This is a genomic window from Sphingomonas sp. GCM10030256, from assembly GCF_042666415.1.
In the GTDB taxonomy this organism is placed as follows: Bacteria; Pseudomonadota; Alphaproteobacteria; order Sphingomonadales; family Sphingomonadaceae; genus Sphingomicrobium.
In genome coordinates this window covers 278,145-292,214 of record NZ_JBHTDI010000002.1, presented here as the reverse complement: position 1 = coordinate 292,214, position 14,070 = coordinate 278,145, and the positions used below count along the sequence as shown (strand labels likewise).

12 protein-coding genes are annotated in these 14,070 nt (G+C 66.7%); 9 read left to right on the top strand and 3 right to left on the bottom strand.

From position 1 onward, the window contains the following. Nucleotides 1–97: 97 nt before the first annotated feature. Both ACFQPG_RS09180 and ada read right to left on the bottom strand, forming a co-directional pair. On the bottom strand, nucleotides 98–1,393 hold the full coding sequence (locus ACFQPG_RS09180) for a sulfotransferase family protein (RefSeq protein ID WP_380812280.1): 1,296 nt from the start codon (nucleotides 1,391–1,393) through the stop codon (nucleotides 98–100). Further along, nucleotides 1,390–2,481 carry a bifunctional DNA-binding transcriptional regulator/O6-methylguanine-DNA methyltransferase Ada gene (ada, locus tag ACFQPG_RS09175; RefSeq protein ID WP_380812278.1) on the bottom strand — a complete coding sequence of 364 codons (1,092 nt, stop codon included), beginning with the start codon at nucleotides 2,479–2,481 and terminating at the stop codon, nucleotides 1,390–1,392. The genes ACFQPG_RS09180 and ada overlap by 4 nt, the downstream gene beginning before the upstream one ends. Before the next feature lie 190 nt (nucleotides 2,482–2,671). On the opposite strand from ada, the gene ACFQPG_RS09170 reads away from it, so the two are divergent. The 5 genes from ACFQPG_RS09170 (at nucleotide 2,672) to ACFQPG_RS09150 (ending at nucleotide 7,635) form a co-directional block, all read left to right on the top strand. After that, entirely contained in the window at nucleotides 2,672–3,226 is a 555-nt protein-coding gene (locus ACFQPG_RS09170) for a F0F1 ATP synthase subunit delta (protein WP_380812276.1), read from the top strand. Nucleotides 3,227–3,228: 2 nt separating this feature from the next. Further along, nucleotides 3,229–4,758, top strand: a complete 1,530-nt coding sequence (gene atpA / locus ACFQPG_RS09165; RefSeq protein ID WP_380812274.1) for a F0F1 ATP synthase subunit alpha — start codon at nucleotides 3,229–3,231, stop codon at nucleotides 4,756–4,758. 88 nt (nucleotides 4,759–4,846) lie between these two features. After that, nucleotides 4,847–5,728 carry a F0F1 ATP synthase subunit gamma gene (locus ACFQPG_RS09160; RefSeq protein ID WP_380812272.1) on the top strand — a complete coding sequence of 294 codons (882 nt, stop codon included), beginning with the start codon at nucleotides 4,847–4,849 and terminating at the stop codon, nucleotides 5,726–5,728. Between the two features lie 27 nt (nucleotides 5,729–5,755). Continuing rightward, nucleotides 5,756–7,237: a F0F1 ATP synthase subunit beta gene (atpD, locus tag ACFQPG_RS09155; RefSeq protein ID WP_380812270.1), complete on the top strand. Its 1,482-nt coding sequence runs from the start codon at nucleotides 5,756–5,758 to the stop codon at nucleotides 7,235–7,237. Nucleotides 7,238–7,365: 128 nt separating this feature from the next. After that, nucleotides 7,366–7,635: an ATP synthase F1 subunit epsilon gene (locus tag ACFQPG_RS09150; RefSeq protein ID WP_380812268.1), complete on the top strand. Its 270-nt coding sequence runs from the start codon at nucleotides 7,366–7,368 to the stop codon at nucleotides 7,633–7,635. 21 nt (nucleotides 7,636–7,656) lie between these two features. Here the strand turns inward: ACFQPG_RS09150 and ACFQPG_RS09145 are convergent, their stop codons facing one another. Continuing rightward, nucleotides 7,657–9,141, bottom strand: a complete 1,485-nt coding sequence (locus ACFQPG_RS09145) for a hypothetical protein (RefSeq protein ID WP_380812266.1) — start codon at nucleotides 9,139–9,141, stop codon at nucleotides 7,657–7,659. A gap of 161 nt (nucleotides 9,142–9,302) precedes the next feature. Between ACFQPG_RS09145 and ACFQPG_RS09140 the strand changes: the two genes are divergently transcribed. From ACFQPG_RS09140 to ACFQPG_RS09125, 4 genes are all read left to right on the top strand, one after another. Beyond that, the gene (locus ACFQPG_RS09140; protein WP_380812264.1) at nucleotides 9,303–10,826 is read left to right on the top strand and encodes a CpaF family protein; all 1,524 of its coding nucleotides are present in this window, start codon (nucleotides 9,303–9,305) and stop codon (nucleotides 10,824–10,826) included. 94 nt (nucleotides 10,827–10,920) lie between these two features. Next, nucleotides 10,921–11,748: a class I SAM-dependent methyltransferase gene (locus tag ACFQPG_RS09135; RefSeq protein WP_380812262.1), complete on the top strand. Its 828-nt coding sequence runs from the start codon at nucleotides 10,921–10,923 to the stop codon at nucleotides 11,746–11,748. 48 nt (nucleotides 11,749–11,796) lie between these two features. Then, on the top strand, nucleotides 11,797–13,542 hold the full coding sequence (locus ACFQPG_RS09130) for a M28 family metallopeptidase (protein ID WP_380812260.1): 1,746 nt from the start codon (nucleotides 11,797–11,799) through the stop codon (nucleotides 13,540–13,542). Then, nucleotides 13,539–14,051 (top strand): CinA family protein, encoded by a 513-nt coding sequence (locus ACFQPG_RS09125; RefSeq protein WP_380812258.1) that lies wholly within the window; start codon nucleotides 13,539–13,541, stop codon nucleotides 14,049–14,051. The genes ACFQPG_RS09130 and ACFQPG_RS09125 overlap by 4 nt, the downstream gene beginning before the upstream one ends. Nucleotides 14,052–14,070 lie beyond the last annotated feature (19 nt).

Genomic DNA, 14,070 nt, shown 5'->3' with positions numbered 1-14,070 from the left:
GCAAGCTGTTGGAGGAAGATGAAGAAGTCTCCTCCGAGCAGCCGGGCAAGAAGAAGAAGAAGAAGTCGTAGCAGCGGGACATCGCAGCAAGGCCGGATCAGCCCAGTCGACGTGCCCGACGGCAGGCGGGCAACCAGGAAGACGGGATCGTGCCCGGTGCGTGCACTTGGCCCTCTCCCGAGGCGGAGACCGTCTGAAACGCCTGGCGCACCTGCTCGGCGGACAGGCCGAACTCGTCCAGGGCGTAGCGGTGGCCACGATGCGCGGACGCTCCGCGCATATAGCGCCGCATGCGCGCCAGCACCGCTGGAGCGAGCGGACGGTCGAGAAAGGCGTAGATGCGGCGGATTTCTCCTTCCCAATCCGCCGATACAGCATCGAACCGCACGTCGAGTTGCGGCACGTCGGGCCGCTCCGCCCGGACGACTGCGGTGCGGCGGGCGCGGTCGACGCTCTTGCGAAGCCATTCCCGGCCGATCCAGCGTGGGTCGGCCGCGTCGCTCTGCACCCGCTGCTGATTCCACACCAGGGAGGCTGACGACCCGACCACCGCGGCCGGATCGCGCTCAAGGCACAGCAGCCGGGCGCCGGGCAGCACGTCGAGCAACGTGTCGAGGTCGGCCATGAACTGGGGGGACTTGAGCAGCCAGGTGCGCTGGTCGGGATCACCGCGGCTCCAGCCGATGATCCGCAGCAAGGTCGCGAATTCTCCGTAGGCTTCGGCAGGGCAGCGCGTTTCGCAGAAGTGAGCAAAGCGCGGCACCCTCCACTGCGCCTCGAGCTGCGTCCCATGGAAGGAGAAAGCGGCCAAGCCGAACTCTTCCTCCGGCTGCATGGGGCCGCTCGGATGAATGGTGTGGCTGTCCGGATTAATGGCGCGGAGGAAGGTCGTTACCGCCGCGGTGCGCAGCAGGCGCCGTGGCAGCAGGCGTCCCCGTCGGGGGACCGGCTCCAGACTCTCGAACAGCCGGGTATGGGCAAAGGCGGAATCGCAGGCCAGCAGCCGGTGCAGGCGAGTGGTCCCCGAGCGCATGGGGCCGACGATCACCACTGGCGCCGGGATCGCGCGCCGGTGGATCTCCGGATTGCGCGCGAGCAGCCGCTCGGCACGGATGCGCGCCCTCAGAAGTCCGACAAGCTGCCCGTGAGCCATGGCCCGGCCGAGCGGATTGAGCTCGGCCTGGTCCCGCAGGTCGTCGAGTAGCAGCGCCAGCCGCTCCCGCCACTCGCCGGGCGAAATCTCGGCCGCCCCCTCAAGCCGGAGCGCCTCCGCTTCGAGGTCACGGAGATCGAGGCGCGGCTCCTGCCACCACCCGCGCGCCCACAGGAATGCAAGCGAGCGGTTGAGCGCCGAAACGGCGGGCAGTGGGTTGAGTGGGGGGCGGCCGGTCAAATCGGGAGGTTCAACGTCCCCTGCCCGCCCGTGGTTTCCGCATCCAGCAATTTGCGCTTGCGATCCAGTCCGCCGGCGTAGCCGCCAAGCGAGCCGTCGGAGCGGATCACCCGGTGGCATGGTACCAGCACCGCCACCGGGTTGGAGCCGTTCGCGGTGCCGACTGCCCGCACTGCTCCAGGCTGCCCCACCGCTGCCGCGATCTGTGCGTAGCTTCGCGTCTCGCCCGGCGGAATCTTGCGAAGCTCCGCCCAGACCGCCTGCTGGAACGCCGTTCCGACCACGTCGAGCGGGAGGTCCGGCATGGCCGCTGGAGCCTCGACCGCCCGGAGGACGTCGCCGATGAGCGACGTCATGGCGGCATCGGCCGGCCGGAGATCGGCATTGGGGAAGCGCCGTCGCAGCGCACCCTCATCCTCGTCGAAGGTCAACCGGCAGATGCCCTTGTCGGTCGCCGCCACCAGCAACGGGCCAAGGCTGCTCGGCACGACAGCCCAGCGGATCGTCACTCCCCGCCCGCCGTCGCGCCAGGCCGACGGAGTCATGCCCAGCCGCTCGCCGGCGTCCGAATAGAATCGGCTCGGAGCCGCATAGCCGGCTTCGTAGATCGCCTCGGTCACACTGGCCTCCTCCTCGAGCGTTTGTTCGGTTCGCCTGGCCCGGAGCGCGCGGGCATAAGCGGCCGGCGATACGCCCAGGTCACGCGTGAACAGGCGCTGGAAATGGTGTGGGGCATAGCCCACGGCCGCGGCGAGGGTCGTCAGGCTCAGCGGCTCGGCCGCCGCCTCGAGCAGCGCGACCGCCTTGCGGACCGCCTCCGCGTCACGCGCCACGGCGTCCGGGCGGCAGCGCAGACACGGCCGATAGCCTGCCTCCCGCGCATCGCTCTCCTGCCCGAAGAAGGCGACGTTCTCCCGTTTTGGACGGCGCGCGGGGCAGGACGGACGGCAGTAGATTCGCGTGGTGCTGACGGCCACGAACAGCCGCCCGTCGAAGGAACGGTCGCGAGCTTCAAAGGCGGCCCATGCTTGTCGGTCGGTGAGCATTGGCGGGAGATACGCCGTGTCGGGCCGCTCTGCATCCCGCATCTTGCGGTCAAAGTTGCGGCGGCAGCAGGACCTCATGCCGAACTCGGATGCTGAAACAAGTTCGGCATGACGAGAAGGGCCGCCTTGCATACCCGAAAACCCCCTGCTAGTGGCCCGGCAACCCGGCTGGGGCGGGCGATTTTCCGATCGCGGCGCCCCGCTTTGCATATCTTATTGGAGCTTTGGGCGCGTGGAGACTTCCGGCGGCATTCGGGCAAGCTTAGCGGGGCGCTATGCGTCGGCGCTGTTCGACCTTGCCCGCGACGAACGGCAGATCGACTCCGTGTCGCGCAGCCTCGACACGCTGAAGAGCGCGCTCGCCGAGTCCGCGGACCTCAAGGCGCTGACCACGTCGCCGCTGGTCGGCCGCGACTCCGCGGCAAAGGGCATGGCGGCAACCGCGGGCTCACTGGGGCTGGACCAGACCACCGCCAACTTCCTCGGCGTGCTCGCCCGCAACGGCCGGCTGCGGCAGCTGCCGGACATCGTGCGCCTGTTCGGCCGCCTGGCCGCCGAGCATCGCGGCGAGACCACTGCCGAAGTGACTTCCGCCCGGCCGCTCGACGATGAGCAGGTCGCGGCGCTGAAGGCACAGCTGCGTACCCGCGTCGGCCGGGACGTCACTCTAGACGCCCGCGTCGACCCCTCCATTCTCGGCGGCATCGTCGTCCGGCTCGGAAGCCAGATGATCGACGCGTCGATCCGCACCAAACTGAACACTCTCGCGACTGCGATGAAAGGCTGAACATGGACATTCGCGCCGCTGAAATCTCCCGCGTCATCCGCGACCAGATCGCGAACTTTGACGCCGATGCGCAGGTCTCCGAAGTCGGCAGCGTGCTGTCGGTCGGCGACGGCATCGCCCGCATCCACGGCCTCGACAACGTCCAGGCCGGCGAGATGGTCGAGTTCGACGGCGGCGTGAAGGGCATGGCGCTGAACCTTGAGTCCGACAACGTCGGCGTCGTGATCTTCGGCTCGGACGCCGAGATCAAGGAAGGGTCCACCGCCAAGCGGACCGGCACCATCGTCGACGTGCCCGTCGGCAAGGGCTTGCTCGGCCGCGTGGTCGACGCGCTCGGCAATCCTATCGACGGCAAGGGTCCGATTGTCGCTGAGAAGCGCAGCCGCGTCGAGGTGAAGGCGCCCGGCATCATCCCGAGGAAGTCGGTGCACGAGCCGGTGCAGACAGGTCTCAAGGCATTGGACGCGCTCGTCCCCGTCGGCCGCGGCCAGCGTGAGCTGATCATCGGCGACCGCCAGACCGGCAAGACCGCCGTCGCGCTCGACACCTTCATCAACCAGAAGGCCGCCAACCAGGGCGACGACGAGAGCCAGAAGCTCTACTGCATCTACGTCGCGGTCGGGCAGAAGCGCTCCACCGTCGCACAGATCGTCCGGGCGCTCGAAGAGAATGGCGCGATGGAATATAGCATCGTCGTCGCTGCGACCGCTTCGGAGCCGGCCCCGCTGCAGTTCCTCGCGCCCTATACCGGCTGCGCGATGGGTGAGTATTTCCGCGACAACGGCATGCACGCCGTGATCGTGTACGACGACCTCTCCAAGCAGGCCGTCGCCTACCGTCAGATGTCGCTGCTGCTGCGCCGTCCGCCGGGCCGCGAAGCCTATCCGGGCGACGTCTTCTATCTCCACAGCCGGCTGCTTGAACGCGCCGCGAAGATGAACGACGCCAATGGCAACGGCTCGCTGACCGCGCTTCCGATCATCGAGACGCAGGCGGGCGACGTGTCGGCCTACATTCCGACCAACGTGATCTCGATCACCGACGGCCAGATCTTCCTCGAGACCGACCTGTTCTACCAGGGCATTCGTCCGGCGATCAACGTTGGCCTTTCGGTGAGCCGCGTCGGCTCCGCCGCGCAGACCAAGGCGATGAAGAAGGTCGCCGGCTCGATCAAGCTGGAGCTCGCTCAGTACCGCGAGATGGCGGCGTTCGCTCAGTTCGGCTCCGACCTCGACGCTTCGACGCAGAAGCTGCTGGCCCGCGGTGCCCGCCTGACCGAGCTGCTGAAGCAGGGTCAGTTCGAGCCGATGCCCATCGAGGAGCAGGTCGCGTCCATCTTCGCCGGCACGCAGGGTTTCATCGACACGGTCGAGACCCGCGACGTGACGCGTTACGAGGCGGGCATGCTGAGCTACCTGCGTTCGGAGAAGCCGGAAGTGCTCGCCAAGATCCGCGACACCAAGGCGCTCGACGACGAGACGTCCAACGCGCTCAAGGATGCGCTTACGGCGTTCGGCAAGCAGTTCGCTTAAAGACTGGTGAGCTCCCGCGAAGGCGGGAGCCCAGTTGTTCTTGTTTTAGGTACTGGGCCCCTGCCTTCGCAGGGGAACAAGGAAACAGATGGCAAGTCTGAAGGCCCTCAAGCTTCGCATCGGCTCGGTGAAGTCGACGCAGAAGATCACCAAGGCGATGAAGATGGTCGCCGCCGCGAAGCTGCGCCGGGCGCAGTCGAACGCCGAGTCCGGCCGGCCCTATTCGCAGCGCCTCTCGGGCGTGGTGAGCAGCCTTGCGAGCCGCATCACGGTCGGCCCGCAGAGCCCGAAGCTGATCGCCGGCACCGGAAGTGACCAGAAGCACCTGATCGTCGTCGCATCCGGTGACCGTGGCCTTGCCGGCGCGTTCAACACAAACATCGTCCGGGCTGCCCGCCGCAAGGCGGACGAGCTGATCGCCCAGGGCAAGACGGTCGAATTCTTCCTCGTCGGCCGCAAGGCGCGCCCGGTGCTGCAGCGCTTCTACCCGCGCTCGATTGTCGGCCAGCACGACACGTCGGAGATGAAGAACCCGACCTACGCCGATGCCCAGGCCGTTGCCGCAGAAGTGATGGAGCGGTTCGAAAACGGGCAGTTCGACGTCGCTCACCTGGCTTATTCCAACTTCAAATCGGTGCTGGCGCAGGAACCGACGGTCGACCAGATCATCCCGGTCGTCCCGACCGCTGCCAACGACAGCGCCCCCGTGGCTTCCGCCGCGGTCGAGTATGAGCCCGACGAGGAAGACATCCTCGCGGCGCTCCTGCCGCGCAACGTGGCGGTGCAGATCTATCGGGCTCTGCTGGAGAACCAGGCCGGCTTCTATGGCTCGCAGATGACCGCGATGGACAATGCGACCCGCAATGCCGGCGACATGATCAACCGCCTGAGCATCCAGTACAATCGGCAGCGCCAGGCCGCGATCACCACCGAACTCGTCGAAATCATCTCGGGCGCCGAAGCGCTCTAACGTACCCGCAAGGCAAGGAAGCAGACCATGGCCACCGCCGCCGACACCATCGCCCGCCCGACCGAGGGCACCTCGAGCAACCTGACCGGCCGCGTCGCGCAAGTCATCGGCGCCGTCGTCGACGTCGCTTTCGACGGCGAGCTGCCGCCCATCCTCGCGGCGCTGGAGACCGACAATGGCGGCAACCGCCTGGTCCTGGAGGTCGCCCAACACCTCGGCGAGAACGTGGTCCGCACCATCGCCATGGACTCGACTGACGGCCTGACCCGCGGCCATGCGGTGCGCGCCACAGGCTCGCAGATCCGCGTGCCGGTCGGGCCGATGACTCTCGGCCGGATCATGAACGTGATCGGTGAGCCGATCGACGAGCGCGGTCCGATCGGCAGCGACATGTCGGCCTCGATCCACGCCGATGCGCCGCTGTTCACCGACCAGTCGACCGAAGCGGCCATTCTGGTCACCGGCATCAAGGTCATCGACCTCCTCGCCCCCTACGCCAAGGGCGGCAAGATCGGCCTGTTCGGCGGCGCCGGAGTCGGCAAGACCGTGCTCATCCAGGAGCTGATCAACAATATCGCCAAGGGTCATGGCGGCGTGTCCGTGTTCGCCGGCGTCGGCGAGCGCACCCGCGAGGGCAACGACCTGTACCACGAGTTCCTCGACGCGGGCGTTATCGCCAAGGACGCCGACGGCAACCCGACTCCCGAAGGCTCCAAGGTCGCGCTCGTGTTCGGCCAGATGAACGAGCCGCCGGGAGCGCGCGCACGCGTGGCGCTGTCGGGCCTCACGCAGGCCGAATATTTCCGCGACCAGGAGGGCCAGGACGTGCTCTTCTTCGTCGACAACATCTTCCGCTTCACCCAGGCGGGTTCGGAAGTGTCGGCGCTGCTCGGCCGTATTCCCTCGGCGGTGGGCTACCAGCCGACGCTGTCGACCGACATGGGCCAGCTGCAGGAGCGGATCACGTCGACCAACAAGGGCTCGATCACCTCGGTGCAGGCCATCTACGTGCCGGCCGACGACTTGACCGACCCGGCTCCGGCGACGTCCTTCGCCCACCTCGACGCTACCACCACGCTGAGCCGCGCGATTTCGGAGCTGGGCATCTACCCGGCGGTCGATCCGCTCGACTCGGTCAGCCGCGTCCTGACCCCGGCGGTTGTCGGCCAGGAGCATTACGAGGTGGCGCGGCAGGTCCAGGAGATCCTGCAGAAGTACAAGTCACTGCAGGACATCATCGCCATCCTCGGCATGGACGAGCTGTCGGAAGAGGATAAGCTCACCGTGAGCCGCGCCCGCAAGATCCAGCGGTTCCTCAGCCAGCCGTTCCACGTCGCCGAAGTGTTCACCGGCATCCCGGGCAAGTTCGTCCAGGTCGAAGACACCGTTCGGTCGTTCAAGGCGGTGGTGAACGGCGAGTACGACCACCTCCCGGAGAACGCCTTCTACATGGTCGGCGACATCGACGAAGCGGTCGCCAAGGCCGAGAAGCTGGCGCACGAAGCGTAAGCATAAGTCCCCTCCCGCTTGCGGGAGGGGAAGAGCCGCGCAAGCGGCGAAGGAGTGGGGCTGATGTACCACTCCTCCAGGCCCACCCCCTGCCCCTCCCGAAAGCGGGAGGGGGGAAGAGATAGCAAATGCCCGACCTCCGCTTTGAACTCGTGACCCCGGAACGCCAGGTGATGGCGGCCGACGTTCACATGGTTGTCGTGCCCGGCAGCGAAGGCGAGTTCGGGGTGATGGCCGGCCATGCCCCCTTCATGACCACGCTGCGGGACGGCGAGCTGGCCGTCTATCGCACCGCCGGCGCGCAGCCGGAGCGCATCCCGGTGAGCGGCGGCTTTGCCGAAGTTGGCGACAAGGGCCTGACCGTACTGGCGGAGAGCGCCGGGGCGGCTGACGCCTGACCCTTCTTCCGCGTCGCCCGCTCAAGGGCGGCGGCAAGCGTGCACCAGGATCCTCTCGCCACCGAAGTCGCGGCATTGCCAGCTGGCGTCCATCTCCACGATCCGCGGCTGCATCCCGGCCTTCACCGGGTCGTCGGACACCCACAGGATGGCGGTCCCAGGGTCTCCTTGCGCCGCATTCAGTGCGGCAAGGGATGGGCTCCGTCCGCCGTCGATAACCGTGACGCTGACCGGCTTGCCGCTCCTGCGCAGGAAGAAGCCTGCGACGTCGGCAAGGTTGTCCTTGGCCGATTGCGCGCCGGTGGGCGTGGACCACAGGAAAACCATTCGCTGAGGTGATCTCTCGGCCATCCAGGCGGACGCGGTCTCGAACTCGAACCAGCGCCGCTCTCGGAACCGCGGGTCCGAGGGGCCTGCGAGCACTTCCCATCCCATCGCAGCAATCAGGGCGGCGAAGGCGAACACCGGCAGCAGTGGCAAGCGGCTGCGCATGATCTGCGCCCAGCAGGCGACCCCGAACAGCAGCGCCGGAACGCACGATGCGATGTAGCGCGGCATCATGCTGGCTCCGGCAAGGCCGGCCGCGACCAGCAAGACCACTCCCGCGATGCCCGTCCAGACCAGCAATGCTTCGGGGGAGCGCGGGGCAGCGGCGCGGAGCCAGTGCGGCAGGGTCAGGGCCACCAGCGCAGCGACGAGGTAGCCCTGCATTCCCACCCCGAACAGCCACATCGGAAGCGTCAGCAGCGCGTCGGGCGTCAAGCCGGAGTAGACGCTGGCGCGGGTTGCGGTGAAGCCGATCACGAACGGCAGGTGGAACGCCATCCACGCCGCCATCAGCAGGAACGGCAGCGCCGCCGGCCACAAGCGCAGCAGCGAGCGGCGATGAACGAAGAGGAGGACCAGTCCCTGGCAGCCGACCAGCGGCAGCGAATAATAATGGGTCAGGGCCGCGAGCGCGGTGATCGCCGCCCAGGCTGCGACCCACTTGTGTTCGCCCAGCCGGGCAGCGCGCAGGAAGGTCATAGCCTGCAGACATGCAAGGAAGATGATCTGGGGGTACGGCCGGGCTTCGGTCGCCGTCGGCAGTGCCGGGAGCCACAACAGCAGCAGCGCCGCCCAGAACAGGCGCACGTCCCGGCTGCGGTGTCCCCGCCATGCGATCACCAATGGAGCCGCGAGGGACAGCAGCAGGGCCGGCGCCCGGAGAGCGGCATCGCTGGTTCCAGCCAGCTGCGCCCACGCCCACATCGGCATGTAGAAGGCTGGCCCGGTGAGTTCGGTCAGGCACCAGCGGAGCAGGCTGGACAAGTTCGGCTGCCCGGCGATGGTGCCGGTGAAGGCTTCGTCAAACCATAAGGGCAGCGACCAGCCCGCCATGACCCGGGCCATCCAGCCGAGCAGCAGGGCGCCAGCGAACACGCCCAGCGGCCAATGCGCTCGCACGGCAGCCGCAGTCCCCCGCGTCCCTTTTTCTTCAGAACCAATGATTGCCGCCGTCTGCATGCCTTCCCCCTTGCGGCCAAGCTAATGCAGGCTTGGTTACCGGAGCAATAAGCGCGTCGGCGCGCGCCGCTGCGGCAGACTGATCCCGGTTAGCCTTTCGTAAAAGTTTGGCGGTTATTCACCATCGCATCCCGAGTGGGCTGAACAGGATCGAGACGAGAATGAACGCATTCGGCAAGCGCGGCGGTGCCGGGGGGCAGCGCCCGAGTTTCGGAGTAGCGCGCCCGATGAAGGGCGGCGGTGCCGGGGCGGCTCGGGAGCCCGGCGGGGGCGAGCAGTTTCCGCCGCTCGACGAGGCGTTCTCCGACGTCCCGGAGAACTTCCCCGCACCGGACTCGCCGCTGGGTAACGCTGGTGCGATGGACCGGCTGAACAGCCGCATGAACGCCAGCGGCGACGCCGCGTCGTCCAAGCAGGAGGGCTTCGAAGCCAGCGTCCACCGGATCAAGGAACAGGTCCTCCCCCGCCTTCTAGAGCGGGTCGACCCGGAAGCCGCGGCGACGCTCGGCAAGGACGAACTGGCAGAGGAATTCCGCCCGATCATCGGCGAGGTGCTGACCGAGCTGAAGATCAACCTCAACCGCCGCGAGCAGTTCGCACTGGAGAAGGTGCTGGTCGACGAACTGCTCGGCCTTGGCCCCCTTGAGGAGCTGCTGGCCGACCCGGCGGTCAGCGACATCATGGTCAACGGTCCGGACCAGACGTTCGTCGAGCGTAAGGGCAAGCTGGAGCTGGCGCAGATCCAGTTCCGCGACGAGGAGCATCTGTTCCAGATCGCTCAGCGGATCGTCAACAAGGTCGGCCGGCGCGTCGACCAGACCACGCCGCTCGCCGACGCACGCCTTCAGGACGGCAGCCGCGTCAACGTCATCATCCCGCCGCTGTCGCTCCGCGGCACCGCCATCTCGATCCGTAAGTTCTCCGAGAAGCCGATCACGCTCGACATGATGCGCGGCTTCGGGTCGATGTCTGAGAAAATGGCGACGGTGCTGAAGATCGCCGGAGCGGCGCGGATGAACATCGTCATCTCGGGCGGCACTGGCTCGGGCAAGACGACCATGCTCAACGCCCTGTCGAAGATGATCGACCCGGGCGAGCGCGTGATCACCATCGAAGACGCGGCCGAGCTTCGGCTCCAGCAGCCGCACTGGCTGCCGCTGGAAACAAGGCCGCCGAACCTGGAAGGCCAGGGCGCGATCACCATCCGCGACCTCGTCATCAACGCTCTGCGTATGCGTCCCGACCGCATCATCCTGGGCGAAATTCGTGGCCAGGAGTGTTTCGACCTCCTCGCCGCCATGAACACCGGTCACGACGGCTCCATGGCGACGCTCCACTCCAACTCCCCACGCGAATGCCTGGCGCGTATGGAGAACATGGTGATGATGGGCGACATCAAGATCCCGAAGGAGGCAATCAGCCGCCAGATCGCGGACTCGGTCGACCTGATCGTCCAGGTGAAACGCCTCCGCGACGGTTCGCGCCGGACCACCAACGTCACCGAAGTCATCGGCATGGAGGGCGAGGTGATCGTCACCCAGGAGCTGTTCAAGTTCGAATATCTCGACGAGACGGCGGACGGGAAGATCATTGGCGAGTATCGCTCGATGGGCCTCCGCCCGTACACGCTCGACAAGGCCAAGCAGTTCGGGTTCGACCAGCCGTATCTGGAGGCCTGCCTGTAGCGTCGCGAACAAGCGCTGTATTTTCCAGCCCTCCCCCTTGTTCCGGCTTCGCGCGTCAGCCATTCCACTCCCGCAACAAGGGAGTCCCGCCAACATGAACCGCCGCTTCGCACTCCTCCTCGCAGCGACATTCCCGCTGGCCGCTTGCGCGAGCAGCCCGGCCGGCCTCAGCGTGCAGCAGCGGACCGCACTGGCATCGGCGATTGCCTCTCCCGCGCGGACACCGGCCAATGTGGCGCGCGATCGTTACCGGAACCCGGCCGACACCCTCGCATTTTTCGGCGTGCAGCCCGACGACACCGTGGTTGAGATCTGGCCCGGCGGCGGCTGGTACACGGAGATTCTGGCCCCCTACCTGGCAAGCGGCGGTGGAACCTATGTCGCCGCAGCACCCGACTGGGGCCGGTCGGGCATCACCAAGCTTCGGAATAGCAACGCCGCCCTGTTCGGGGCCGTGCGAGTGGCCGACTTCCCGGTGTTTGACGGCAAGCCTACGGAAGTGCCGAACGGCAGCGCGGACGTGGTGCTGACCTTCCGCAACGTCCACAACTGGCGGATGGGCTACCGGCGGCCGGACAAGCAGGACTACAGCCTGGAGGCATTCCGCCAGATCCATGTGATGCTGAAGCCCGGCGGAGTTCTCGGGATCGTCGATCATCGCCTGCCGGAAAGCGCGAGCGCCGAGCGGGAGCGGACCAGCGGCTACATCAAGACCTCGACCGTGCGCCGTCTTGCCGAGCAGGCCGGGTTTCGGCTTGAGGCGTCGTCCGAGATCAACGCCAACCCGCGGGACACGGCTGACTGGCCGGACGGCGTATGGACGCTGCCCCCGACGCTTGCGCTCAAGGACAAGGACCGGGAGCGCTACCTGGCGATTGGCGAAAGCGACCGGATGACCCTGAAGTTCGTCAAGCCGCGCTAACGCCGCCCCTTTCCTCTGCCGCCGCTTGGGCGCATGGAGCGCTCACAATTGATCTTCATCATGGAGCGCAGCCACGTGATTCGCCCGGCTTTCCTTCTCGCCGCCACCGCCCTCGTGTTTCCCGCCGCAGCCGTCGCGCAGCAGGCGCAGTTCAGTACGGAGCGGTTGAAACAGCATGTCCAAACCCTCGGCTCGGACGCGTACGAAGGCCGCGGCGTGGCCACGCGGGCGGAGACCAAGACGGTCGATTATCTGATCAGCCAGTTCAAGGCGGCGGGCGTTCAGCCGGGCGGCGACATCGTCAACGGAAAGCGCCAGTGGACCCAGAAAGTGCCGCTGTTGAAGAGCGACATCGTCGGCACCCAGCATCTGGAATTCCGCACGCCGACGGGCGCGGTCGCGCTCAACCAAGGCCAGCAGATCGCGGTTCGCGCGCCCCTCAACGGGCAACGGGAAGTGGCGCTGAACGCCGTCCCAATGGTGTTCGCCGGCTATGGCGTCACCGCCCCTGAGCGGCAGTGGGACGACTTCAAGGACGTCGACGTTCGCGGCAAGGTGATCGTCGTGCTCGTCAACGACCCCGACTTCGAGGGCGGGGAAGGCAATTTCGGCGGCAAGGCGATGACCTATTACGGCCGTTGGACCTACAAATATGAGGAAGCGGCGCGCCGCGGCGCCGCCGGCGTGCTGGTTGTTCACGAGACCGAGCCGGCGTCCTACGGCTGGAACACGGTCAAGAATTCGAACACGAACACCATGTTCGACATCGTCCGGCAGAACCCAAGGGCGTCACACGCTCCGCTGGAAGGTTGGATCCAGCGCGACGTTGCCGCCAACCTGCTCCGCGATGCTGGCATTGATTTCGAGGCTGCCAAGCAGGCCGCCAAGCGCCGCGACTTCCGGCCAATGGACATGAAGTCGACCTTCACCGCCCATTACGGGGCCAAGACGGAAGTGATCAACTCTCAGAACGTGGTCGGATTGCTTCCCGGCAAGACGCGACCCGATGAGACGGTCATCTACTCCGGCCATTGGGACCATCTCGGCATCGGACTGCCCCAGGCGGATGGCGACCGGATCTATAACGGCGCGCTCGATAATGCGACGGGCATCAGCCATATCCTGGAGCAGGCCCGCGCTTTCGCCCGTGGCCCACGGCCCGATCGGTCGATCGTGTTCCTGGCGGTCACTGCGGAGGAGAAGGGCCTGCTCGGCTCCGAATATTACGCCCGCAATCCGCTCTACCCGGCGGCCAAGACGGTGGGTGTGCTGAACACAGATTCGATGGGCGTGTTCGGGCGTGAGCGAGATTTTTCCATCTCGGGCACCGCCAAGCTCGACCTGCTCGACCTGCTGATCGCCGAAGGGCGGCGGCAGGGCCGCACCTTCACGGCCGATCCGCATCCCGAAAGCGGCGGCTTCTACCGGTCCGACCACTTCACCATGGCCAAGGTCGGAATCCCCGCAATCTCCTTCAAGCCGGGCCTTAACCTGGTGAACGGCGGCATTGCGCGCGGAGAGGCGATTTCCAAGGAATATACCGAGAAGCGCTATCACCAGCCGGACGACGAATATCAGCCGAGCTGGGACTTCAGCGGAATGGCCGAAGACGCCGCCTTGCTGCACGCAGTCGGCCTACGGCTGGCCAACGGCAATGACTGGCCGAACTGGAGCCAGGATAGCGAATTCCGCGCCGCTCGCGATCAGAGCGCGGCCGAACGCATGGGCAGTGGCCCTGCACCGGCTGCCCAGCCGCTTCCGGCAGAACAGCCGCAAAGCGGCGAGCGCGGGTGAGCGAAACGCTGCAGCCGATCCTTCCGGACGAACTCGACCGGAAGGCGGAACTCTTGATGCGGCGGGTCTGCGAGGCGGAGATCTTGGTCGCGACAGCGGAAAGCTGCACCGGCGGCCTGCTCGCCTCGCTGCTGACCGACATCGATGGTGCCGGGCACGGCTTCGATCGCGGCTTCGTGACGTATGAAGGAAACGCCAAGCAGCAGATGCTCGGTCTTCCGGAGGAACTGACCGAGCGCAATGATGCCGTGACCAGCCAGGTTGCCAAGGCAATGGCCGAGGGCGCGCTGCAGAACAGTCAGGCCAACATTGCTCTCTCCGTAACGGGGTTCGCCGGACCTGCGGGACCCGGCAAGGAGGAGGGCTTGGTCCATTTCGGCTGTGCCCGTCGCGAGCAAACAACCATGCTGCGCGCGGAGCACTTCGGCCCGATCGGCCGCGGGCCGGTGCGGATCAAGGCGCTCGGCGTGCTTCTGGAGATGCTTGAGGAAGCTTTGGAAGAGGTGTAGGTTCGTCGTTTGTTCTTCA

Bases quoted from the DNA above. Each gene is read 5' to 3' on its own strand.
- ACFQPG_RS09145 (WP_380812266.1), bottom strand. From the start codon at position 9,141: ATGCAGACGGCGGCAATCATTGGTTCTGAAGAAAAAGGGACGCGGGGG.
- ACFQPG_RS09150 (WP_380812268.1), top strand. From the start codon at position 7,366: ATGCCCGACCTCCGCTTTGAACTCGTGACCCCGGAACGCCAGGTGATG.
- atpA (WP_380812274.1), top strand. From the start codon at position 3,229: ATGGACATTCGCGCCGCTGAAATCTCCCGCGTCATCCGCGACCAGATC.
- ACFQPG_RS09135 (WP_380812262.1), top strand. From the start codon at position 10,921: ATGAACCGCCGCTTCGCACTCCTCCTCGCAGCGACATTCCCGCTGGCC.
- ACFQPG_RS09160 (WP_380812272.1), top strand. From the start codon at position 4,847: ATGGCAAGTCTGAAGGCCCTCAAGCTTCGCATCGGCTCGGTGAAGTCG.
- atpD (WP_380812270.1), top strand. From the start codon at position 5,756: ATGGCCACCGCCGCCGACACCATCGCCCGCCCGACCGAGGGCACCTCG.
- ada (WP_380812278.1), bottom strand. From the start codon at position 2,481: ATGCGGGATGCAGAGCGGCCCGACACGGCGTATCTCCCGCCAATGCTC.
- ACFQPG_RS09140 (WP_380812264.1), top strand. From the start codon at position 9,303: ATGAACGCATTCGGCAAGCGCGGCGGTGCCGGGGGGCAGCGCCCGAGT.